We start from the raw sequence: 23,744 nt of genomic DNA on the forward strand, positions 1-23,744 counted from the left end.
GTGTTTCGCCGTTAGTCGTTGAAGATTTCACTTAAGTCAGAGAAAAAGCGTGTATTAGTGGAAATGTTGCCACAGGAGTGCTGTCATACTGGTTTCCGACCGCCTTAAGGGATACCATCACCACCGGTGAGACGGTATGTTCACCCTCATATTTAAGGAGCATTGCTGTAATTTTTCGCCTTTGTGTAGCATTGCTTAACAGGTTAAAGGAGAGGATATATTTTATATTTTAATTGCCTGTTAAAATTTTAATATGACTGGTCATTTAATAACTAATATTGTCTGGACGAGCGTGTACCTTACCCGATACAGGACATGCCCGGCAGGTGAAATCGGTAACCTTTTTTGGCGTGGGATTGCATAATGCTCAATGTATCGTGGGACCCAGTGTTAATAGCCATCTCTTATCTGGTGGCGTTTATCGCCTCGTTTGTGGCATTAGACAGCGCAGGAAAAATTTCCCTTTCCAGCCGGAAGGTCGCCATGTTCTGGCGTGTTGCCGGAGGGATAACGCTGGGCATTGGGATCTGGTCGATGCATTTCATCGGCATGCTGGCGATGAAAATGCCGATGATCATGAGCTACCACCTTTGGTTAACGCTTCTCTCGCTGGGTGTCGCGGTACTGACTTCCACTCTCGCGATTCATATTGTCATTCCGGGCAATTCCCTGTCCTCCTTACGGCTGATACTTGCCACGCTGATCCTCAGTGCTGGTGTGGTGTCGATGCACTATATTGGCATGGCCGCGTTGATGCTGAACGGAGGCATTATCTGGGACTGGAACATCGTCGGCTTGTCGGTGTTGATTGCTGTCATCGCATCCGGCGCGGCGCTGTGGCTGGCCTTCCATCTGCGGGATAAGCGTAAAGGGATCTTTGTGAATCGTCTTCTTGCCGCCCTGGTGATGGGCGCGGCAATTAGCGCGATGCACTATACCGGCATGAATGCTGCTCATTTTCATGAAATGGAACATACCCTGCCAGGCGGTATCAGTGAGTTGGGATTATCCATCTGGGTTTCGGTAACCACGCTATGCCTGCTCGGCGTCATGTTAATTATGTCGCTCATTGACTCCCACTGGCGTACCAACCGGCTGACGGATAATCTCCGCCAGCTCAACCGTCAACTGGAGCTACAGGCCCGTTTTGATGCGCTCACCGGTCTTGCTAACCGTCACCAGATGGATCTTCGCCTGCAGGACTGCCTGCACAGCGCGCTGCTCAGTAAGAAGCAATTTGCCGTGATTTTCCTCGACGTTGATCATTTCAAACGCGTCAATGATACCTGGGGCCACCACGTCGGGGATGAGCTGTTAATCAACGTTGCACAACGCATCACTGCGCGACTCACCCGCGAAATGACGCTGGCAAGACTGGGAGGCGATGCCTTCATTTTACTGGTTCCTGAGTGCGATGACGATAAACTCAACGCTCTGCTCTCGGCGTTACTCGACGATATGCGCCGACCTCTTTCCCTCTGTGGCCACACGCTGAACAGCACGCTCAGCGCAGGGGTAAGCCTCTATCCCCAGCATGGTGAAACGCTGCATGAGCTGAAGCTGAAAGCTGATGCGGCAATGCGTCACATTAAGGAGGAAGGCCGTAACGGCTGGGCTATCTATCGGTCAGAAATGTCGACGGAAGCGCCGGCAAAACCCGGTTTTTTACAGGAGCTTTCTCAGGCGCTTGAACGCGACCAGTTTGAGCTGTGGTATCAGCCGACCTGGCTTGCTGAACACAACACTATCCACGGTTTTGAGGCGCTTCTGCGCTGGCGACATCCTGAGCAAGGCGTTCTACTACCCAATCTCTTTTTACCGTCACTGGAGCAAACGGGGTTAATTATTCCGGTTGGAAACTGGGCAATTGAGGCAGCCTGCCGACAGCTTCACTTCTGGACCGAACAAGGCTTCAGTCAGTGGACATTGTCCTTTAACTTATCCCCGATACAGTTTGAGCAACCCGATATATTCCATGTTATCTCGTCCATGCTGCAAAAATATAATCTGTCCCCTTCCCGCCTTATCCTTGAAGTGACGGAGAGTACCGCGCTCAAAAATCTCGATCGCAGCATTGAGTTACTCAATACTTTCAATCGTGCCGGGATAACCGTTTCTATTGATGATTTTGGTACTGGCTACTCCAACCTGCTGATGTTGAGTGTTCTTCCGGCAAAAGAACTTAAAATCGACAAAAGCTTTGTTAGCTCAATGCTGGAAAATGAAAAAAGTCGAAAGTTAGTGGAAACGATTATTAATATCGCCCGGACAATGGAGATGAATGTCGTTGCCGAAGGGATCGAAACAGAAGAGCAACAGAGTGTCCTGACAGACCTCGGTTGTGACTATCTGCAAGGGTTCCTTTTCTCCCGCCCGTTACCCGCCGAACAGGTTCCCTGGCTGCTGTTACAAAAGAATTCAGACAAACAGATTATACCAATTGGTAAAATTCACGCGGAATCCCCCTTTATTTCACAAAAAAATCATGCCTGATGTGATTAAGTAAGGTATGTTTCAAAGAAGTCCACGTGAGTCAATTCCGCCGTGATCGTCAGGCACCCAGTGCCGATGAATAGGAATTATCTATGTCACAACATTACTTTGACGCGCTGAATTTCATTAAAACACCTGTCTGGTTGGTTTCACCTGCTTCAGAACACATTATTTTTGCAAACGCAGCCGCCACTGGCGTAATGCAGGATAAGACTCTGGAGGATATGCGCAAAGGTATCTATTCCGCAAACGCGCAACCCGTATTGTCAATGTATGTTCCTGAGCTGAAAACAGAGCAGGACATCGTCGAAGTCTGGACAGTCTGGCGCGATCAACATGAAACCACACTCAGTTGCCGCCTGTCGCTGACTCATCTTCTCCCCTATGGTGAAGTAATTGTTATTGAGGGGATCGCTCACCCGGTAGCGACAGGGCTTAAGGCCAGCCGCTCCGCGACCTACCAGCGTAAAAAACAGGGTTTTTACGCCCGTTTTTTTCTCACCAATAGCGCACCGATGCTCTTAATTGATCCGGCACGCGATGGTCAAATCGTCGATGCCAATCTGGCCGCCCTCAGCTTTTATGGCTATTCCCACGATGAAATGTGCAGCAAACATACCTGGGAAATAAACTCACTGGGCCGCGATGTTTTGCCGATCATGACTGAGATCGCCTCTCTGCCCGGGGGGCATAAGCCGCTCAATTTTATCCACCGCCTCGCCGATGGGACAACCCGTCATGTACAGACCTACGCCGGGCCTATTGAGATCTACGGTGACAAACTGATGTTGTGCATTATTCATGATATTACAGAGCAAAAACGGCTGGAGCAGGAGCTGCAACACGCCGCGTTACGGGATTCAATGACGGGGCTGCTCAATCGTCGTCAGTTCTACATGATCACGGAGCAAACCAATCCTGATCATCTCCCCGCGCAGCAACAATTTAGCCTGCTGCTGGTCGACACCGATCATTTTAAAAATATCAACGACGTCTTTGGTCACCTCAAGGGCGACGAAGTGCTTATCTCGCTCTCCCGTATGCTGGAATCCTGCAGTCGTAAAGACGATCTGGTGTTTCGCTGGGGCGGCGAAGAGTTCGTGATCCTGTTGCCGCGGACATCACTCGAAACCGCCATGCAAATCGCCGAAACGATCCGTGCCGCCGTGGCTCGCATAACCATTCCGGGTTTACCGCGATTTACGGTCAGTATCGGCGTTGCGCGGCACAACCAGGGCGAAAGTATCGACGAGTTGTTTAAACGCGTGGATGATGCTCTTTACCGCGCCAAGAATGATGGCCGCAATAAAGTGCTGGCTGCGTGATGCTGGAGTATCAGACAAAGCCCCGCTACAATGCCCACCTCAAAGAAACAGCTTTCAGGTGGGTAGACCTGCAATGGGAAAAACAGAAATAATACTCATCTTAATTATTTTAAGCCTTATTATATTTGGCTTTTGGGTTATCTTTAGCGGTGAGATTTGGTACCTTGTTGAATACCTTGAGAACAGCATATACCCCACCATAGATGCACCCTGACGCACGTTTAATACCTTGTTTCACCTACCGAATTTGTCAGGTGTCTGTCCCTGCGACGGATGCGTAAAATGTGCGCCGTTAGCCGCCGTCATGGCGGGTAACGAATCAATATATCATTTGCTTATTTCGCCCGTTCTCTGACGGGCTTTTTTTATTTTCGGCAACCTCGCTACACCAGGCTATATCTTAAACACCACTATTCATAAAGGAACCATAATGATGGGTAAGAAAATCCTGATGTTGGTTGGCGATTACGCTGAAGATTACGAAACAATGGTGCCGTTTCAGGCATTGCAGATGATTGGTCATCAGGTTGATGCCGTCTGTCCTGATAAACACAAAGGCGACTACATCATGACGGCGATCCATGACTTTGACGGAGCCCAGACCTACAGCGAAAAGCCCGGTCACCGTTTTACGCTCAACGCCGATTTTTCCGCAGTTAAAGAACAGGACTATGACGCACTGCTCATCCCGGGAGGACGAGCGCCTGAATATCTGCGGTTGAATGATGACGTGCTGAAACTGGTACGGGCCTTTGACGCTGTGCGTAAACCCATTGCCGCCGTTTGCCACGGCCCTCAACTGTTAGCCGCCGCCGGTGTACTCAAAGGTCGCACCTGTAGTGCCTACCCGGCCTGTGCGCCAGAAGTCCGGCTCAGCGGCGGACACTACGCCAGTATTGGTATCGATCAGGCACATGTTGACGGCAACCTGGTCACCGCCCCCGCCTGGCCTGCACACCCGCAATGGTTAGCAAAATTTGCCGAACTGTTACGGTAGAAAAACAATGCTGGCGCTAACATTGCGCCAGCACTGGGTTTAACGGTATCAGTGCTTCTCTATATACATCGTACGGCTATACGCCACATCTTCCGGGTTAGTAATCGGGTAGCCTTTGACCCACGGTTTAATCAGACGGCCATTGGTGTACTGATAAATAGGGGCAATCGGTGCTTTCTCAGCCAGAATTTTCTCGGCCTTGTTGTAGTCTGCATTGCGCGCTTTTTCCGTAGTTTCAAGCGTTGCCTGGTTGATAATCTTATCGTACGCCAGGTCGTTGAAACGGGAAATATTACCGCTGTGGGTTGAGGTCAACAGCGACAGGAAAGTCGACGGCTCATTGTAATCGCCCACCCATGACGCACGGATCACGTCAAAATTGCCGGTGTTGCGGCTATCAATGTAGGTTTTCCACTCCTGGTTTTGCAGTTTGACGTCAACGCCCAGGTTTTTCTTCCACATGGATGCCACGGCGATAGCAATTTTCTGGTGGTTTTCCGAGGTGTTATACAACAGGGTCAGCGTCAGCGGGCGCTGAGGACCGTAACCGGCGGCCTGTAACAACATTTTGGCTTGCGCATTGAGCTCTTGCTGCGACATCTGTTCAAACGGAGAAGCCTCTGGCGTGAAGCCCGCCGTCACGTCAGGCGTAAAGTGCCATGCCGGTTTTTCGCCCGTGCCCAACACCTTCTCCGCCATAATCCGGCGATCGATAGTCATACTCAACGCCAGACGCACGCGGGCATCAGCCGTTGGGCCTTTTTGCGTGTTGAACGCATAGTAATAGGTACCCAGCTGTGGTGGCGTATACACCTGCCCAGGAATGTCTTTAAGTAACTTTTGGTACATGTTTTTCGGGAACGATTCGGTAATATCAATATCACCCGCCAGATAGCGTTTGGTTGCTGAAGATTCCTGGTTAATCGGTATGAAGGTCACTTTTTGCAGTACGGTTTTGGCGTTATCCCAGTAGTAGGTATTGGGTTCCACCACCAGTTTTTCATTCACCACGCGATCTTTCAGAACGTACGCACCGTTACCGACCAGCGCGCCCGGGCGCGTCCACTCTTTACCGCTCTCAACGTTGGCTTTCTGAACCGGATAAAACGCAAAGTTTGCCGTCAGGTTGCTGAACCACGGCAGCGGTTTATCCAGCTGGACACGTAGCGTTCTGCTATCAACAGCCGTCACGCCAAGCGTATCCGGTGCTGCTTTTCCGTCAATAATTGCCTGAGCGTTATTGATGCCTGCCAGCGCAGCAAACCAGGCAAACGGTGAGGTGGTTTTTGGGTCAACCAGACGCTGCCAGCTGTAGACAAAATCCTGAGCGGTGACAGGAGTACCGTCAGACCATTTCGCGTTGTCACGTAAGGTGAACGTCCAGATTCGGTTATCATTACTCTGCCAGCGAGTTGCCACGCCCGGGGTTAGCTCCCCTTTATCATTCTGATTGACCAGCCCTTCATAAAGGTCGCGAATCACCTGAATCTCTGGCAACCCCACGGCTTTTGCCGGATCGAGCGAAGCCGGTTCATCTTTGATGTGTCTTACCAGCTCCTGTTTTTGCGCCAGGATCGTGCCCGATGGCACGTCAGCGGCGTAAGACAGTGAAGATAGCCCGCACAGGCATAGCGCAGAGAAGAGCAGCGAAACAGGATGCTTCATAAGATCCCCTTTAAAAAATCGGTAATACGCAGATGCGTAATTATTTGTTTTGAAACAGCGGAATGCAAATACCTTAAACCGTAAAGCGGATATCTGGCAATGTTCTGCTGACACGGAAACTATTTGATTAACCGCGTGTTTTGCACAACACTGCCAGTAGTAACTTCTTTATCAGGATCTCCTATGGCTTTCACCCGACCCAGGATGGAACGTGGCGCTTTCCCGCCAGGCACTGAACATTATGGACGCTCATTTTTAGGCGCGCCGCTGATCTGGTTTCCGGCCCCGGAGGCCGATCGCAACAGTGGATTGATCATAGCCGGAACCCACGGAGACGAGAACTCATCCATCGTCACCCTTTCCTGCGCACTACGAACGCTCGCACCAGCGTTACGTCGACACCACGTTATTTTGACCGTGAACCCGGATGGCTGCCAGCTTGGGCTACGGGCAAATGCGAGGGGGATCGACTTAAACCGTAATTTCCCGGCGGCGAACTGGCGTGCCGGGGAAACCGTGTACCGCTGGAACAGCTCAGCGGAAGAGCGCGACGTCGTGTTACTGACGGGAGATAAGCCCGGTTCTGAACCTGAGACACAAGCGCTCTGCCAGTTAATTCATCGGATCCACCCGGCCTGGGTTGTCTCCTTCCACGACCCGTTGGCCTGTATTGAAGATCCGCGCCACACCGTACTGGGCCAGTGGCTGGCGAACGCATTCGCCCTTCCACTTGTCACCAGCGTCGGCTATGAAACACCCGGTTCATTTGGTAGCTGGTGCGCCGACCTGAATTTACACTGCATCACTGCGGAATTCCCGCCGATCTCATCCGATGAAGCCAGCGAAAAATACCTGAAAGCAATGGTGGAACTGCTGCGCTGGCAGCCTCAGAGATGAAGCTGCCCGGAGGTAAAGCTCAGGGCTGGCGAGACGTCAACCGCCAGCCAGGTTGGGCCATCCAGATCGGCAAAACGCACCTGTGGCGCGAGGGGTAATGCGGCCCCGATCGCCCTGGATGTACACAACATACAGCCCAGCATTAAACCAAACCCCTGCACCTGTGCCTCTTTGGCCAGCGCCAGCGCTTCTGTTAAGCCACCGGTTTTGTCGAGCTTAATATTCACCATCTCATAACGCCCCTTGAGTTGTGCCAGACTGTCGCGGGTGTGACAGCTTTCATCCGCACAAATGGGCAGAGGATGGATGAAATTCTCCAGCGAGGCATCGTCATTTGCCGGTAAAGGCTGCTCCAGCATGGCAACGTTCAGATCGGCCAACAGCTGGCAGCGCGCCGCCAGTCCCTCGCTGTGCCATGACTCGTTGGCATCGACAATGAGCGTGGCCTCTGGCACAGCCGCGCGAATGGCAACCATCCGTTCACTGATTAAGCGGTCGTCGAGTTTAACTTTTAGCAACGTCGCGCCAGACGCATACAGTGCCTTCGCACTGGCCGCCATTTGTTCAGGCTCACCAATCACCACCGTTTGTGCAGTGATAATCGTCTCCGGCAGCGTAACGCCCAGTAATGCAGGCAACGATACCCGTTGTTTAGCCGCCTCCAGGCTCCATAAAGCGCAGTCGATAGCGTTACGCGCTGCGCCCGCGGGTAACCGCTGCTGTAACGCCTCGCGAGAAAGCCCTTTTTGCAGGTCTGGCACCAGCGTCATGATATGCGCCATCACCGATGCAAGACTCTCTCCGTACCGGGGGTATGGGGTGCATTCACCCACACCTTTGATGCCCTCTTCTTCTATCTCGACCACCACCACGCAGGCTTCGCTTCGACTGCCTCGGGAGATCACAAACGGGGTATGCAATGGCCAGGCTTCTTCATAGACCTTAACGCTTCTCATCACTGACTCCTTGCGACGCCGAAAGGCAAAAAAATTGGTTTGCCGTGTTATCCGCTGATGGCATACACTAGCCCCGACGTTAACTATATGTAAACAGGAAGATATCTATGTCACAACTCGTTCATTTCCAGGGCAACCCTGTTGCTGTCGCAGGTTCCATTCCGCAGTCTGGTAGCAAAGCGCAGCCTTTCACTCTGGTGGCTAAAGATCTGTCTGACGTCACGCTGGGCCAGTTTGCTGGCAAGCGCAAAGTCCTGAACATTTTCCCAAGCATCGATACCGGCGTTTGTGCCGCATCCGTGCGTAAATTCAACCAGCTGGCGACTGAAATGGACAACACCGTTGTGCTGTGCATTTCTGCTGACCTGCCGTTTGCCCAGTCTCGCTTCTGCGGTGCGGAAGGTCTGAGCAACGTCATTACCCTTTCCACGCTGCGCAATGCGGATTTCCTTGAGAAATACGGCGTTGGCATTGCAGAAGGTGCGCTGAAAGGCCTGGCCGCTCGCGCGGTTCTGGTTATTGATGAAAACGACAACGTGGTATTCAGCGAGCTGGTGAACGAAATCACCACCGAGCCAGACTACACCGCAGCGCTGGACGTGCTGAAAGCGTAACTGTACAGCCGTTATGTATAGCTTAGCAATATCATGAAATAAAAGGACTTATTTCTGCTTACGCTCTACAGCACGTTTGTTTTTTAAAAACCTCGCATGGCGGGGTTTTTTATTGCCTCAAAGCTGAATCGTTAAAGCACAATTTGTTTTATTTCACATTTTTTATGCAAGCATTGATCTAACTGTTAAATAAATTGAGATCAAAACCTCATAAAAAAGGTTAAAAAATCGAAATTTCTCTTCAGGTGAGCCGCATCACATTTCCTTTTACGTCTAATCATTAGATTTCCTTACGAAAGAAAATAATCGTTTCAGCAAAAAGGATAAAAAATGAAAATAAAACTGGCTTTGACGGTACTTGCGGTGCTGATTTCAGGCAATGTGGCAGCTAAAACCTGGGTGCTGACAAGTGCTGAAGATAGCGTAGACAAAGGAAACTGGAGTATTTCAAGCGATCAGCTGAAGATTAAAGATCAGCATTTCAGCATTGAGCAAAAAGTGTTGCACGGTGGTAAGCAGGAAGGCAGCAAAATCATCGTCATTAGCAGTAAAAATGGCCTGACTATTACGTTAAGCCCGACGCGCGGGATGAATCTTCTGCGTGTTGAAGGTTTTGGCACAAAAATGGGGTGGGATTCTCCGGTTAAAGAGGTGGTTAACCCGGCCTTCATTAACCTGGAAAGCCGCAATGGACTCGGCTGGCTGGAAGGTTTCAACGAGATGATGGTTCGCTGTGGCTATGAATGGACGGGCCACCCTGTCACGGCTGATGGGCAAATTTATACGCTGCACGGTAAGGCGGGAAATACGCCAGTGTCACTGGTGGAGGTGGACGTTGCTGATACCGCACCGCACGAAATTCGCATTCGCGGCTTGATCAAAGAGAGCACGTTTAAGAAAGCAGATTTGCAGACGATGACCGAACTGCGCTACGTGCCCGGCAGCAACCGTTTCAGCCTGCATGATGTTTTAACTAACCATGCAGATTATCCCCATGATTATCAAATTATCTACCACAGCAACTTTGGTACACCAATCCTTGAAGCCGGCGCACGCTTCCTGGCTCCAGCGGCAAGCATCAGTCCGTTCAACGACTACGCCAAAGCTGGCCTGGACACCTGGCAAACCTACGCCGGCCCGACCAAAGGCTTCGATGAAATGGTCTTCAATATCAAACCGCTGGCTGATGAAAACCATGAAACCCTCACAGCAGTGGTCAATAAGGCAGGTGATAAAGGTGCATCAATCCAGTTCGATACTCGCCAGCTCCCGGTACTGACCTTATGGAAAAATACCGACACGCTGAAACAGGGTTATGTCACGGGTATTGAGCCTGGCACCAGCTATGCCTACCCCGTCACCATCGAACGCGAGCAGAAGCGCGTTAAGCAGCTGCAGCCCGGGGCCAGTACCCAGTTTGATCTGACCTACACCCTGCTCTCAAATCATGACCAGGTGAAAGAAGTGGAGAACAGGATTGCGAAGATTCAGGGAGAAACAAAGGTCGACGTCAGTGCAACGCCTCTGGCGAAGGAATAAGTGCTGTCAGGACGACAGCACGCTATAGAAGCAAAAGTAAAAGCCTCTTTACAGAGGCTTTTTACCGTTATTCATCACCCTTCTTCTGGTTCAGACCATACTCACGCAATTTATTTGCAATCGCGGTATGCGATACCCCAAGACGTTTAGCCAGCTTGCGGGTACTTGGATAGCTACGATAAAGCTGCGTCAGCACCGAACGTTCAAAACGGCTGGTGATATCATCCAGCGAGCCTTCCATCGCCTCTTCCCCCACCGACACCGTCCCGGTGTCGTAATCCGGTAACAGGATGTCCTGCGGCCGCAGTTCGTACCCTTCCAGCTGAGTCAATGCACGATAAACGGCGTTTTTCAGCTGACGAATATTGCCCGGCCAACCGTAGCGCGTCAGCACCGTGCCCAGATCCGCGGAGAGCTTCGGACGCGGTACGCCCTGTTCATCGGCGAAACGGGCCACAAACAGCTCTGTCAGCGGCATGATGTCCTGCGGACAATCGCGCAGCGGCGGGATATTCAGCGTCAGTACGTTCAGGCGATAATAGAGATCCTCGCGGAACACGCCCTTTTGCACCAGCTCCACCAGATTTTTCTGGGTGACGCAAATCACGCGCACATCCACATGTACCTCATGGTCTTCCCCTACGCGGCGGAATGTCCCGTCGTTCAGGAAGCGCAGCAGTTTGGCCTGCATACGTGGCGACATTTCGCCAATTTCGTCCAGCAGTACCGAACCACCGTTCGCCTGCTCGAAGAATCCTTTTTTACCTTCTGGCGCATGGCCGAACAGTTCGCTTTCAACGGCATCTTCAGGGATGGACGCACAGTTGAGTGCCAGATACGGTTTCGCCGCTCGCGGGCTGGCAAGATGCACGGCGTGAGCCAGCAGGTCTTTCCCGGTGCCCGTATCGCCGGTGATCAGCAGAGGCGCGGTTAAGTTGGCGAGCTTGCGTGCCTGATCGACTACATGGCGCATTTTCGGGCTAACCGCAATAATCTGGCTGAACGCACCGACATCCTGGCTGGAGAGATTTTGCAGCTGGCGACCCATACGAACGGTAGAACGCAGCATGATCACCGCCCCGGTCAGAACGAGGGTATTATTTTCCCCTTTCAGGTACACCGGCGTTATCTCCATCAGGAAATTCTGTCCGTTTATGACCACATGTTCGCTATGCGTGTTCTGCGGGCTGCTCTCCAGCCAGCGCAGGAAGTTAAAACCTGGGATCAACTGTGAGGCGTGATGGTTGCTGAGCTTCTCCTGGCCCTGCGCGAAGAGCTGGCAGCTGGCCTGGTTGACGCGCTCAACTTTACTTTTCAGATCCAGAGACAGGAAAGGCTCCGGCATCGCTTCCAGCAAGGCACTCAGCGCCAGATGCTCACGCTCTGATGGCATCCAGGGAATGGTGCGTACATCCGTAACGCCAGCGATACGGCGGATTTCCGCCATCAGGCTACTGAAGGTATTAAATTCAATTTCGGCAAAATTGAGGTAAATTCGCCCGACAGGATCGATCTCAATGCCACGTAAATCAATGCTACGCAAAACAAGAAGATCGAGTAACTCGCGGGTCAGACCGAGACGGTCTTCACAAAAGACTTCCAGACGCATGGGAAATTCACCGTTTAAGCCAATAACATTAAAATGATATGTCAGATCACGGTGATCCGGAAGATGGCTGTCAACAAATATTGACAGCCAGCACGAATAGTGAACAAACCTCTTACTGAGTGGGTTTTTTATTGAGCGTTTCTTTAAGCTGGCCGATTAACTCACGGCGGAAATCGCCCAACCGTGGCTTATCGTCGTCAATCCACGGTAGCGGACGGCAGACTTCCATCGCTTTAATACCCAGGCGCGCAGTCAGTAAACCGGCACCAATCCCCTGTGCAGCGCGTGCCGAAAGCCGCGCGGCCAGATCCTGCGACATCCAGTCCATCCCCACTTCGCGTACCAGTTCGCTGGCACCGGCAAAGGCGATATTCAGTAAGACCAGCTTAAACAACCTCAGGCGGCTGTAATAACCCAGCTCAATACCGTAAAGATTCGCGATGCGGTTAATCAGGCGCAGGTTACGCCAGGCGATAAACGCCATGTCCACCAGCGCCAGCGGGCTGACGGCAATCATCAACGTGGATTCTGCCGCCGAACGGCTAATTTCACGTCGCGCCTGCGCATCCAGCACGGGTTGTACCATGTGGGAATAAAGCGTCACCACTTCCCGGTCATTCTGGGTTTCATGGATGGCGGCATACCAGCGCTGAAGCGCCGGATGTGACTGGTCTATCCCGGCCTGAGTGGCCAGTTTTTCACAGAAAGCACGGCCTTTTCCCGTGCCGTGGCTGTGCAGCAGATCCCGGGCTTCATCACGTTCATGTGCGCGTTGTCGCAAACGCCACAGGCGACGCCACTCGGTGGCAACCGACCCGACACCAGCCCCCACAATCAGCGCCCCCGCGGCACAACCGCCCATCGCCACCCAGTCCTGAGTTTGCCAGGCGTTGATAGTCCACTGCACGCCCTGTCCAATCACGCTAACACCAAACAGCGCCAGCCCTGCGCCCACCATCTTGCGCCAGAGACTGCGTTTTGGGCGCAGCGCAGCTTCAATGACAGCTTCTGCCTGACCTTCCTCGACACCCCGTTCTTCGGTCAGTGCCGGTGCAAAATTATCCGCCTGCGGGCCGCTGAACGTCTGCGCCGTTTTAAACGCCTCTTGCTGCTCCTGTTCAAGCGTCCCGGTAAAGTCAATGCGCGGTTTTAACGGTTCCGTCATCGCAATTTATCTCCAATCAAAAACTCCAGCGCCGCATCCAGACGAATGTGCGGCAACGGCTGGTCAACGTTCATGGCCTGCGGGCGGAATGCTTCAAACTGGAAACCCTGGTTTTGCCAGAATGCCTGTCCCGGCAGGCGCGCGGGCACTTCACCCGGATAGACGGTGAGCGGTTCACCATCACTCAGTCGGTTACCCCGCAATGCCGGAATTTTCTCGCCGTTGAGGTCAATCAGCCCCCCCTGCGTTGCCTGTACGGAAGCCAGCCCGAGGCAGTCCATACTGATCCCTTCGAATGCCGCGTTTTGCCACGCATCCTGCACCAGTTGCTGCAACAGCGACACCATATTGGCATGTTGATCGACCGTCACGTGGTCAGCTTTAGTCGCCGCAAACAGCAGTTTGTCGATCACCGGTGAAAACAGGCGGCGGAACAACGTGCGCTGCCCGTAGTGAAAACTTTGCATCAGCTGTGTCAGCGCCAGGCGCATATCGTTGAACGCCTGCGGCCCGCTGTTGAGCGGCTGTAGGCAGTCCACCAGCACAATCTGACGATCGAAACGTAAAAAGTAATTTTTATAGAACCCCTTCACCACTTTTTCACAGTAATAATTGTAACGCTCGCGCAGCATTCCGGCGTTAGTGTGCTTATCCGCCTGTGCCAGCTTTGATTCTCCGATGGCATCCACGTCCGGCCACGGGAAAAACTGGAGTGCAGGCGCACCCGCCAGATCCCCTGGCAGGACAAAACGCCCCGGCTGGATGAAATGCAACCCTTCCTGCTTACACTGGTGCAAATAATCCGTCCAGGCTTCGGCAATGGCTGCCAGCCGGTTTTCATCCGCAGGAGCAAGCGGATCTAAGCCTTCGCACAGCGTCCGCCATTTCGCCGACCACTCGGCACGGTGACCCTGTAACAAACCGGTCATCTGTCGGGACCAGGTGAGGTAATCCTGTGCCAGCATAGGTAAATCGAGCAGCCATTCGCCGGGGTAATCCACGATTTCAAGATACAGCGTAGAGGTGTCTTTAAAATGGCGCATCAGCGATTCACTGGAGCGAAAACGCAGCGCCAGACGAATTTCACTCACCCCACGGGTAGGCGTCGGCCAGGTCGGTGGTTCACCGTACAGCTGCGCCAGCCCTTCGTCATAGGTAAAACGTGGAATACCAAAATCACGCTGTGGTACACGCTTAACGCCCAGCAGACGTTCTTCCCGCACGGCGCTCAACAGCGGTAATCGTGCCCCGGTGTGCAGGTTAAGTAACTGGTTCACCATTGCGGTGATGAACGCCGTTTTACCGCTACGGCTCAGCCCCGTCACCGCCAGACGCAGATGGCGATCAACGCCACGGTTCACCAGAGAATTGAATTCGTTTTTAAGTCGCTTCATCGCCGTCCTTTTTGCCTGAAGGCGTTTGTATTCTTAAAAATATGATATGGGGGCAACATGAAAGGAATAAAACCTTGCAGCAAAACGGCACGCGCATCAGCGTACCGTATGAACGTTATTTCAGTTTTCCCGAGAGGCGTCCGGCCAGCGTTCTCAACAGCGGCTCCAGCGCCACCGCCAGCAACATTCTGACCGGCTTACGCGCAACAGATTTGACCGCCCAGCCCGCCACACCTGCCGGGCCGAAACGTAATGCCGTCAGCAGAACCAGTTTACCTGCGATTTTCAGGCCGGGTTTTATCTTCTGACCAGCCTGTTGCCAGTTTCGATTCATTAATGCTCTCTCTTAAAGCTGACGAAAACGGCTTCTCAGCGTAAAGGTATCTGACGTGACATAACGTTCCATTTCACGTAAACGCTTCTCGCCTGCGGCCAGTTCAGCGTCCACTTCATTCAGAATGTCATTACTGGTTGGCGCACCTTCAGCCGCCAGCTCCCCTTCCGGCATCGGGTCGAGCACAAACGCCAGAATGATGTACGCCACCAGGGTGATGAACCCCAGACCAAAGAAAATGGATAACACCGCGACCACCCGCACCAGTTTCACCGGGACGTCGAGATAATGCGCCAGCCCGGCGCAAACACCGCGAATCATGCCAAGCTGAGGGATCCGCCACAGTTTCTTATTCAGGTTCAGTCCAGACATTAACGATCCCTCCAGTTCGGGTGTTCCGCATCCAGGATTGCTTCCAGCGCCTGAATACGGTCGCGCATCTTATTCGCCTGATCGGACAACTGCACCAGACGTTGTTGCTCACTCTGGGAAAGGTCGCCGCGTGAAGAACGGTTGCTGTAGTGCAGCCATAACCAAATCGGCAGAACAAACAGCACGAAAATGGTCAGGGGAATAGCCAGAAAAAGCGCGCTCATGTGTACTCCTTGTCTTACCATGTGTGGCGGCACACTCGGGTGCCGCACGAATTATTATTGGTTGTCTTGTTTCATTTTGGCTTTCAGTGCCGCCAGTTGCTCGCTGATTTCGTCGTCAGCTTTCAGGTCGGCAAACTGCTGATCCAGCGATTTTTGCTTACCAATACTGTGGCTTTCTGCTTCCGCTTCCATCTGGTCGATACGGCGTTCAAATGATTCAAAACGCGCCATTGCTTCATCCAGCTTGCCGCTGTCCAGCTGACGGCGAACATCGCGGGAGGAACTGGCAGCCTGGTGGCGAAGTGCCAGTGCCTGTTGGCGTGCACGGGTTTCGCTCAGCTTGTTTTCAAGCTCGCCAATCTCTTTCTTCATCCGCGTCAGCGTATCATCCACCAGCGTCACTTCATGTTCCAGCGCGGTGACCATATCCGCAAGCTTCTGTTTTTCAATCAGTGCAGCGCGAGCCAGGTCTTCTTTATCTTTACGCAGCGCCAGTTCGGCCTTTTCCTGCCACTCGTTAAGCTGAGTGGTGGCCTGCTCAATGCGGCGCGTTAACTGTTTTTTCTCAGCCAGCGCACGGGCGGAGGTTGAACGCACTTCAACCAGCGTATCTTCCATTTCCTGAATCATCAGACGTACCAGCTTCTGCGGATCTTCCGCTTTCTCAAGCAGTGAGTTGATGTTGGCGTTCACGATGTCGGCAAAACGAGAAAAAATACCCATAATTCAATCCTCACATTTCTGTTATCGGGCAATGCCCTGCTGAACAGATAATACAATTTGCATGCCAACTTTTTATCTTGTTGTTTTTTATGATTATGGTTGATTTTTCATCGCCACCACACTACATTCACCTGGTGAATATCGCTAATGAGTGGTGAATTTCATCATGGTTGGATACAAAGACAATTTACTCGGCGAGGCAAACAGTTTTCTCGAAGTGCTGGAACAGGTTTCCCGCCTCGCCCCGCTTAATAAACCAGTGCTGATCGTCGGTGAGCGCGGTACCGGTAAGGAATTAATTGCCAACCGTCTTCACTATTTGTCCGGACGCTGGGACGGGCCCTTCATTTCGCTTAACTGCGCGGCGCTGAATGAAAACCTGCTGGATACCGAACTCTTCGGCCATGAAGCCGGAGCTTTTACCGGGGCACAGAAACGCCACCCGGGCCGTTTCGAACGCGCAGACGGCGGCACCTTGTTCCTGGATGAGCTGGCAACTGCGCCCATGCTGGTGCAGGAAAAACTGCTGCGCGTGATTGAGTATGGTGAGCTGGAACGCGTCGGCGGTAGCCAGCCGCTGCAGGTTAACGTTCGTCTGGTCTGCGCTACCAATGCCAATCTGCCGGAAATGGTCGCTGAAGATAAATTCCGCGCCGACCTGCTCGACCGCCTGGCGTTTGACGTTGTCCAGCTTCCACCGCTGCGCGAACGACGCAGCGACATCATGTTGCTGGCAGAACAGTTTGCGATTCAGATGTGTCGCGAACTCGGCCTTCCGCTCTTTCCCGGGTTCAGCGACTATGCTCAGGAGACGCTGCTTGCTTACCACTGGCCGGGGAACATTCGTGAACTGAAAAACGTGGTCGAGCGTTCAGTCTACCGTCACGGTAACAGCGAAATGGAGCTGGACAACATTATTCTCGACCCTTTCCAGCGCAATGTTCAGCCGATGTCAGCAACAGCAACACCTGGCGACGCCCCCTCGTTACCGCTCGATTTACGGCAGTTCCAGCACGAACAGGAACAACAGCTGCTTGAGCAGAGCCTGAAGCAGGCGAAATATAACCAGAAACGAGCGGCTGAACTGCTGGGCCTGACCTACCATCAATTAAGGGCATTGCTCAAAAAGCATCAAATGCGCTGACAATATCAGCACTTACCCGCAGACATTTTTACGAAGCAGGCGTAAGTGCGATACACTTTGCAGATCGAATCTAAAAACCTTAAAAATTATGCGTCTGGTTTTATCGTCCCTGTTTGCACTTGGCCTGTTCAGTAACATGGCCTTTGCTGCGCCCGAGCGGGCTGCGCTTCCTGATATTCGCGATAGCGGCTTCGTCTATTGCGTCAGCGGCCAGGTTGATACCTTTAACCCGCAAAAAGCGGGAAGCGGGCTGATTGTTGATACACTCGCCGCCCAGCTTTACGATCGTCTGCTTGATGTTGACCCGTATACCTATCGTCTGGTTCCTGAGCTTGCCGAAAGCTGGGAAGTGCTGGATAACGGCGCGACTTACCGTTTTCGCCTTCGCGATGATGTCGCTTTCCAGCACACGCCGTGGTTTACCCCTACGCGCAAGCTAAACGCAGATGATGTGGTCTTTACCTTCCAGCGTATCTTTAACCGTAACCATCCGTGGCATAACGTTAACGGGGGAAGCTTCCCTTATTTTGACAGTCTGCAGTTTGCCGACACCGTTAAAAGCGTACGCAAGCTGGATAACCGGACGGTTGAGTTTACCCTGGCGCGCCCGGATGCCTCTTTCCTGTGGCATCTGGCTACACACTATGCATCCGTCATGTCTGCCGAATACGCGGCTCAGTTGACCAAAAACGATCGTCAGGAGTTACTTGATCGTCAGCCTGTCGGTACAGGTCCGTTCCAGGTGGCCGAATACCGCTCCGGGCAATATATTCGCCTGCAGCGCCATGAACATTTCTGGCGCGGCACCCCGCTGATGCCACAGGTGGTGGTCGATCTCGGTTCCGGCGGAACGGGGCGTCTTTCGAAACTGCTGACCGGCGAATGCGACGTACTCGCCTGGCCGGCTGCCAGCCAGTTGACCATTCTGCGCGACGATCCACGCCTGCGTCTGACGTTACGTCCCGGCATGAACATCGCATATCTGGCGTTTAACACCGATAAACCACCGCTGAATAACCCTGCCGTGCGTCATGCACTGGCCCTGGCCATTAACAACCAGCGACTGATGCAGTCTATCTATTATGGTACGGCTGAAACGGCTGCCTCTATTTTACCGCGCGCCTCCTGGGCGTATGACGGTGAAGCTAAAATTACTGAATACAATCCGGCGAAAGCGCGCGAACAGCTTAAAGCACTGGGCGCAGAAAACCTGACGCTCCAGCTGTGGGTACCGACCAGTTCACAGGCGTGGAACCCAAGCCCACTCAAAACTGCCGAGCTGCTGCAGGCCGATATGGCGCAAGTCGGCGTCAAAGTGGTCATCGTACCGGTCGAGGGTCGTTTCCAGGAGGCGCGCCTGATGGATATGAATCATGACCTGACGTTAACGGGCTGGGCCACCGACAGTAATGACCCGGACAGCTTCTTCCGTCCGCTGTTGAGCTGTGCAGCCATTAACTCGCAAACAAACTATGCTCACTGGTGTAACCGCGAGTTTGACGCCGTACTGCAAAAAGCGCTCGCGTCGCAACAGCTTGCCTCACGCATCGACGCCTATGACGAAGCGCAAAACATTCTCGCCCGTGAACTGCCTGTGCTACCACTCGCCTCTTCCCTGCGTCTCCAGGCCTATCGTTACGATATTAAAGGGCTGGTACTGAGTCCGTTTGGTAACGCCTCCTTCGCGGGCGTCTCTCGCGAAAAAGAACAAGAGGTGAAAAAACCATGATTATTTTTACCTTGCGTCGACTCTTGCTGCTGCTGGTGACGCTCTTTTTCCTGACATTTGTCGGCTTTAGTCTGAGCTATTTCACCCCACACGCCCCGCTTCATGGCTCGTCGCTGTGGGACGCGTGGCTGTTCTGGTTTAACGGCCTGCTGCACTGGGATTTTGGCGTATCCAGTATCAACGGTCAGCTTATTTCAGAGCAGCTGAAAGTGGTGTTCCCGGCCACGATGGAACTGTGCATTCTGGCTTTCGGCTTTGCGCTGATGGTGGGCATTCCGGTGGGGATGCTGGCGGGGATTTATCGCAACAAATGGCAGGATAAATTCATCAGCGCCCTCGCTCTGCTCGGCTTCTCAATCCCGATCTTCTGGCTGGCGCTGCTGCTGACGCTTTTCTTCTCACTGACGATGGGCTGGCTGCCGGTTTCTGGCCGTTTTGACCTGCTTTATACAGTAAAAACGGTGACCGGGTTTGCGATTGTTGACGCGTGGCTGTCTGATTCCGTCTGGCGTCATGAAATGATCGTCAGCGCCCTGCGTCATATGGTATTGCCCGTGCTGACGCTGGCTGTGGCCCCGACAACCGAAGTGATCCGCCTGATGCGGATCAGCACCATTGAGGTGTTCGATCAAAACTACGTCAAAGCCGCCGCCACGCGCGGGTTATCGCGTCTGACCATTTTGCGCCGCCATGTCCTGCACAATGCGTTGCCACCCGTTATCCCACGCCTGGGGCTACAGTTCTCAACCATGCTGACCCTGGCGATGATCACCGAGATGGTCTTTAGCTGGCCAGGCCTGGGACGCTGGATGATTAACGCCATCCGCCAGCAGGATTACGCCGCCCTCTCTGCGGGCGTGATGGTGATCGGCTCACTGGTTATTATTGTTAACGTGATTTCCGATATTTTGGGTGCAATGGCTAACCCGTTGAAGCATAAGGAATGGTATGCCTTACGATAGCGTATACAGCGAAAAACGCACGCCTGGTGCGTTACGTACCGTGTGGCGTAAATTCTATGGTGACACCACGGCAATGATCGGCCTGTATGGCTGTGCGGGTCTGGTTGTGCTTTGCATCTTTGGCTCGTGGTTTGCACCGTATGGTATTGATCAGCAGTTCCTCGGCTATCAGCTGTTGCCTCCGTCGTGGTCGCGCTACGGTGAAGTCTCCTTCTTCCTGGGAACCGACGATCTTGGCCGCGATGTGTTAAGCCGCCTGCTGAGCGGCGCAGCTCCGACGGTCGGTGGCGCATTTGTGGTGACGCTTGGGGCAACGGTTTGTGGTCTGGCGCTTGGCATTTTTGCCGGGTCGACACATGGCCTGCGCTCGGCGGTGCTGAATCATATTCTGGACACCCTGCTCTCTATTCCGTCTCTGCTGCTGGCCATTATTGTTGTGGCCTTCGCCGGACCGCACCTGACGCATGCCATGTTCGCCGTCTGGCTGGCCATCCTGCCCCGCATCGTTCGCTCGGTGTACAGCATGGTGCACGACGAACTGGAAAAAGAGTATGTTGTCGCAGCCCGTCTGGACGGGGCGACAACGTCCAATATTTTATGGTTTGCCGTGCTGCCGAATATCGCGTCAGGTCTGGTCACCGAGATCACCCGGGCGCTGTCGATGGCAATTCTGGACATCGCCGCACTCGGTTTCCTCGATTTGGGTGCGCAACTGCCGTCACCTGAATGGGGCGCAATGCTCGGCGACGCGCTGGAACTTATCTACGTTGCACCGTGGACAGTCATGTTGCCGGGGGCAGCCATTATGGTGAGCGTGCTGCTTGTCAACCTTCTGGGCGACGGTATTCGCCGTGCAATTAATGCGGGGGTGCAATAATGCCGCTTCTTGATATCCGCAATCTCACTATCGAATTCAAAACCGGTGAAGGCTGGGTCAAGGCCGTCGATCGCATCAGTATTACCCTTGCAGAAGGCGAAATTCGCGGTCTGGTGGGCGAGTCTGGATCAGGAAAGAGCCTGATCGCCAAAGCCATTTGCGGCGTGGCGAAAGACAACTGGCGCGTCACCGCTGACCGCATGCGTTTTGATGATATCGACCTGCAGCGCCTCTCTCCGCGCGAGCGCCGCAAGCTGGTGGGTCATAACGTCTCTATGATTTTCCAGGAGCCACAATCCTGTCTCGACCCGTCGGAGCGCGTGGGCAAACAGCTGATGCAGAACATTCCCGGCTGGACGTACAAAGGCCGCTGGTGGCAGCGTTTCGGCTGGCGCAAACGTCGCGCCATTGAGCTGCTTCACCGCGTCGGGATCAAAGATCACAAAGACGCGATGCGCAGTTTCCCCTACGAGCTGACGGACGGTGAGTGTCAGAAGGTGATGATTGCCATTGCGCTGGCTAACCAGCCGCGTTTACTGATTGCTGATGAACCAACGAATGCGATGGAACCGACCACACAGGCGCAGATTTTCCGCCTGCTTTCACGTCTGAACCAGAACAATAACACCACCATTTTGCTGATCAGTCATGACCTGCAGATGCTCAGCAAATGGGCAGATAAAATTGATGTGATGTATTGCGGGCAGACGGTTGAAACCGCCATCAGTGAAGACCTGGTCAACACGCCGCACCACCCCTATACGCAGGCGTTGATCCGTGCGATCCCGGATTTTGGCAGTGCCATGCCACACAAAAGCCGCCTGAACACGCTACCGGGCGCGATCCCGCTGCTGGAGTCGCTGCCAATTGGCTGCCGTCTGGGGCCACGCTGTCCGTACGCTCAGCGTAAATGTATTGAGACGCCGCGTCTGACAGGTGCCAAAAATCATCTTTACGCCTGTCATTTCCCGCTGAACATGGAGAGAGAGTGAAATGGTCGAAACTTTGCTGGAAGTCCGCAACCTGAGTAAGACCTTTCGCTACCGTACAGGGCTGTTTCACCGCCAGACCGTTGAAGCAGTGAAACCACTGAGCTTTATGCTGCGCGAAAAACAGACCCTGGCAATCATCGGCGAGAACGGTTCGGGGAAATCCACGCTGGCGAAAATGCTCGCGGGAATGGTAGAACCCACCAGTGGCGAAGTGCTGATTGACGACCATCCCCTGACATTCGGTGATTACTCTTTCCGCAGCCAGCGTATCCGCATGATATTTCAGGACCCATCGACATCGCTCAACCCACGCCAGCGGATTTCGCAGATCCTGGACTTTCCGCTGCGGCTGAATACCAACCTGGATCCTGAGGCACGTCGTAAACGGATATTTGAAACCCTGCGTATGGTTGGGCTGCTGCCCGATCACGAAAGTTACTACCCGCATATGCTGGCTCCCGGCCAGAAGCAGCGTCTGGGGCTGGCGCGCGCGTTAATCCTGCGCCCGAAAGTGATCATCGCCGACGAGGCGCTTGCGTCGCTGGATATGTCGATGCGTTCACAGCTGATTAACCTGATGCTGGAATTGCAGGAAAAACAGGGGATCTCTTATATTTACGTCACCCAGCATCTTGGCATGATGAAACACATCAGCGACCAGGTTCTGGTCATGCATCAGGGTGAAGTTGTCGAGCGTGGAAGTACCGCAGATGTCATGGCCTCCCCGCTTCATGATCTCACCAAACGACTGATTGCCGGACATTTTGGTGAAGCATTAACCGCTGATGCATGGCGAAAAGACCGTTAACCGTGCGTCAAAAGAGTGGTCGGATTAACTAAGCACGCGACACGTGATATTATCGCCGCGTTTTAACGACGATTGTCCCATTGAGATGACGATCGCCACAACAATGAATATAAGGATCAAAGCTATGGGTTTTCTTTCCGGTAAGCGCATTCTGGTAACCGGCGTTGCCAGCAAACTGTCCATCGCATATGGCATCGCACAGGCTATGCACCGCGAAGGCGCTGAGCTGGCGTTTACCTACCAGAACGACAAGCTGAAAGGCCGTGTTGAAGAGTTTGCCGCGCAGCTGGGTTCCAGCATTGTTCTGGAATGCGACGTTGCGCAAGACGAAAGCATCGATGGCATGTTTGCTGAACTGGCAAAAGCATGGCCGAAATTCGACGGCTTCGTTCACTCCATCGGCTTCGCTCCAGGCGATCAGCTGGACGGTGACTATGTGAACGCGGTAACCCGTGAAGGCTTCAAAATCGCGCACGACATCAGCTCTTACAGCTTCGTGGCGATGGCTAAATCTTGCCGCACCATGCTGAACCCAGGTGCTGCCCTGCTGACCCTGTCCTACCTGGGCGCAGAGCGCGCAATCCCTAACTACAACGTTATGGGCCTGGCTAAAGCGTCTCTGGAAGCGAACGTACGCTACATGGCGAACGCAATGGGTCCGGAAGGCGTACGTGTTAACGGTATCTCTGCTGGCCCAATCCGCACCCTGGCGGCTTCCGGCATCAAAGATTTCCGTAAAATGCTGGCACACTGCGAAGCGGTTACCCCGATTCGCCGTACCGTTACCATCGAAGACGTGGGTAACTCCGCAGCATTCCTGTGCTCTGACCTTTCCGCAGGTATCTCCGGCGAAGTGGTTCACGTTGATGGCGGCTTCAACATCGCTGCAATGAACGAGCTGGAAATTAAATAAGCTGTCACTCTC

Annotated in this window: 23 protein-coding genes; 14 read left to right on the forward strand and 9 right to left on the reverse strand. The window is 53.3% G+C overall.

All coding sequences use genetic code 11. The features are described 5' to 3' along the window. Positions 1-363 precede the first annotated feature (363 nt). From ACHHZ6_RS00210 to ACHHZ6_RS00225, 4 genes are all read left to right on the forward strand, one after another. Complete coding sequence (locus ACHHZ6_RS00210; protein WP_182271555.1) at positions 364-2,493, forward strand: bifunctional diguanylate cyclase/phosphodiesterase; 2,130 nt, start codon at positions 364-366, stop codon at positions 2,491-2,493. A 92-nt stretch (positions 2,494-2,585) separates the two neighbouring features. After that, positions 2,586-3,818, forward strand: coding sequence for a diguanylate cyclase domain-containing protein (locus ACHHZ6_RS00215; RefSeq protein WP_395121472.1), 1,233 nt, complete (start codon positions 2,586-2,588; stop codon positions 3,816-3,818). Positions 3,819-3,891: 73 nt separating this feature from the next. Continuing rightward, the gene (locus ACHHZ6_RS00220) at positions 3,892-4,032 is read left to right on the forward strand and encodes an Ecr family regulatory small membrane protein (protein WP_182271557.1); all 141 of its coding nucleotides are present in this window, start codon (positions 3,892-3,894) and stop codon (positions 4,030-4,032) included. A gap of 219 nt (positions 4,033-4,251) precedes the next feature. After that, complete coding sequence (locus ACHHZ6_RS00225) at positions 4,252-4,815, forward strand: DJ-1/PfpI family protein (RefSeq protein WP_182274521.1); 564 nt, start codon at positions 4,252-4,254, stop codon at positions 4,813-4,815. Positions 4,816-4,863: 48 nt separating this feature from the next. Here ACHHZ6_RS00225 and ACHHZ6_RS00230 read toward each other — a convergent pair whose 3' ends face one another. Next, the gene (locus tag ACHHZ6_RS00230; RefSeq protein WP_395121473.1) at positions 4,864-6,480 is read right to left on the reverse strand and encodes an ABC transporter substrate-binding protein; all 1,617 of its coding nucleotides are present in this window, start codon (positions 6,478-6,480) and stop codon (positions 4,864-4,866) included. Between the two features lie 183 nt (positions 6,481-6,663). On the opposite strand from ACHHZ6_RS00230, the gene mpaA reads away from it, so the two are divergent. Then, positions 6,664-7,377 (forward strand): murein tripeptide amidase MpaA, encoded by a 714-nt coding sequence (gene mpaA, locus ACHHZ6_RS00235; protein ID WP_182271559.1) that lies wholly within the window; start codon positions 6,664-6,666, stop codon positions 7,375-7,377. Here the strand turns inward: mpaA and ycjG are convergent. Next, a complete protein-coding gene (gene ycjG / locus ACHHZ6_RS00240; protein ID WP_395121475.1) occupies positions 7,368-8,333 on the reverse strand; it encodes an L-Ala-D/L-Glu epimerase in 966 nt (321 codons plus the stop codon). The genes mpaA and ycjG overlap by 10 nt on opposite strands. Positions 8,334-8,440: 107 nt before the next feature. On the opposite strand from ycjG, the gene tpx reads away from it, so the two are divergent. Together tpx and ACHHZ6_RS00250 are read left to right on the forward strand one after the other, a co-directional pair. Further along, positions 8,441-8,947 carry a thiol peroxidase gene (tpx, locus tag ACHHZ6_RS00245; protein ID WP_182271561.1) on the forward strand — a complete coding sequence of 169 codons (507 nt, stop codon included), beginning with the start codon at positions 8,441-8,443 and terminating at the stop codon, positions 8,945-8,947. A gap of 330 nt (positions 8,948-9,277) precedes the next feature. Beyond that, positions 9,278-10,486, forward strand: a complete 1,209-nt coding sequence (locus tag ACHHZ6_RS00250; protein ID WP_395121477.1) for an aldose 1-epimerase family protein — start codon at positions 9,278-9,280, stop codon at positions 10,484-10,486. Positions 10,487-10,553: 67 nt separating this feature from the next. On the opposite strand, the gene tyrR is transcribed toward ACHHZ6_RS00250, so the two are convergent. The 7 genes from tyrR to pspA form a co-directional block, all read right to left on the reverse strand. Continuing rightward, complete coding sequence (gene tyrR, locus ACHHZ6_RS00255; RefSeq protein ID WP_182271563.1) at positions 10,554-12,095, reverse strand: transcriptional regulator TyrR; 1,542 nt, start codon at positions 12,093-12,095, stop codon at positions 10,554-10,556. Positions 12,096-12,207: 112 nt separating this feature from the next. Next, positions 12,208-13,260, reverse strand: coding sequence for a YcjF family protein (locus tag ACHHZ6_RS00260; RefSeq protein ID WP_182271564.1), 1,053 nt, complete (start codon positions 13,258-13,260; stop codon positions 12,208-12,210). Continuing rightward, complete coding sequence (locus tag ACHHZ6_RS00265) at positions 13,257-14,654, reverse strand: YcjX family protein (RefSeq protein WP_182271565.1); 1,398 nt, start codon at positions 14,652-14,654, stop codon at positions 13,257-13,259. Before ACHHZ6_RS00265 ends, ACHHZ6_RS00260 begins: the two co-directional genes overlap by 4 nt. Before the next feature lie 115 nt (positions 14,655-14,769). Then, entirely contained in the window at positions 14,770-14,988 is a 219-nt protein-coding gene (pspD, locus tag ACHHZ6_RS00270; RefSeq protein ID WP_182919966.1) for a phage shock protein PspD, read from the reverse strand. 12 nt (positions 14,989-15,000) lie between these two features. Continuing rightward, on the reverse strand, positions 15,001-15,360 hold the full coding sequence (pspC, locus tag ACHHZ6_RS00275; RefSeq protein ID WP_182271567.1) for an envelope stress response membrane protein PspC: 360 nt from the start codon (positions 15,358-15,360) through the stop codon (positions 15,001-15,003). Then, entirely contained in the window at positions 15,360-15,584 is a 225-nt protein-coding gene (gene pspB / locus ACHHZ6_RS00280) for an envelope stress response membrane protein PspB (RefSeq protein ID WP_131632444.1), read from the reverse strand. Before pspB ends, pspC begins: the two co-directional genes overlap by 1 nt. A gap of 54 nt (positions 15,585-15,638) precedes the next feature. Further along, on the reverse strand, positions 15,639-16,307 hold the full coding sequence (gene pspA / locus ACHHZ6_RS00285) for a phage shock protein PspA (protein WP_395121480.1): 669 nt from the start codon (positions 16,305-16,307) through the stop codon (positions 15,639-15,641). A gap of 166 nt (positions 16,308-16,473) precedes the next feature. On the opposite strand from pspA, the gene pspF reads away from it, so the two are divergent. From pspF to fabI, 7 genes are all read left to right on the forward strand, one after another. After that, positions 16,474-17,451, forward strand: a complete 978-nt coding sequence (gene pspF / locus ACHHZ6_RS00290) for a phage shock protein operon transcriptional activator (RefSeq protein ID WP_395121481.1) — start codon at positions 16,474-16,476, stop codon at positions 17,449-17,451. A gap of 88 nt (positions 17,452-17,539) precedes the next feature. Continuing rightward, positions 17,540-19,180, forward strand: a complete 1,641-nt coding sequence (gene sapA / locus ACHHZ6_RS00295; protein WP_182919964.1) for an ABC transporter substrate-binding protein SapA — start codon at positions 17,540-17,542, stop codon at positions 19,178-19,180. After that, positions 19,177-20,142 (forward strand): putrescine export ABC transporter permease SapB, encoded by a 966-nt coding sequence (sapB, locus tag ACHHZ6_RS00300; protein WP_182919963.1) that lies wholly within the window; start codon positions 19,177-19,179, stop codon positions 20,140-20,142. Before sapA ends, sapB begins: the two co-directional genes overlap by 4 nt. Then, positions 20,129-21,019 (forward strand): putrescine export ABC transporter permease SapC, encoded by an 891-nt coding sequence (gene sapC / locus ACHHZ6_RS00305; RefSeq protein WP_182271633.1) that lies wholly within the window; start codon positions 20,129-20,131, stop codon positions 21,017-21,019. Before sapB ends, sapC begins: the two co-directional genes overlap by 14 nt. Further along, positions 21,019-22,011, forward strand: coding sequence for a putrescine export ABC transporter ATP-binding protein SapD (gene sapD / locus ACHHZ6_RS00310; RefSeq protein ID WP_182271634.1), 993 nt, complete (start codon positions 21,019-21,021; stop codon positions 22,009-22,011). Before sapC ends, sapD begins: the two co-directional genes overlap by 1 nt. Position 22,012: 1 nt before the next feature. After that, positions 22,013-22,819 carry a putrescine export ABC transporter ATP-binding protein SapF gene (gene sapF / locus ACHHZ6_RS00315; RefSeq protein ID WP_182271635.1) on the forward strand — a complete coding sequence of 269 codons (807 nt, stop codon included), beginning with the start codon at positions 22,013-22,015 and terminating at the stop codon, positions 22,817-22,819. Between the two features lie 124 nt (positions 22,820-22,943). Continuing rightward, positions 22,944-23,732, forward strand: coding sequence for an enoyl-ACP reductase FabI (fabI, locus tag ACHHZ6_RS00320; protein ID WP_182271636.1), 789 nt, complete (start codon positions 22,944-22,946; stop codon positions 23,730-23,732). Positions 23,733-23,744 lie beyond the last annotated feature (12 nt).

This window comes from Enterobacter cloacae complex sp. 2024EL-00214 (assembly GCF_043945575.1).
In the GTDB taxonomy this organism is placed as follows: domain Bacteria; phylum Pseudomonadota; class Gammaproteobacteria; order Enterobacterales; family Enterobacteriaceae; genus Enterobacter; species Enterobacter cloacae_P.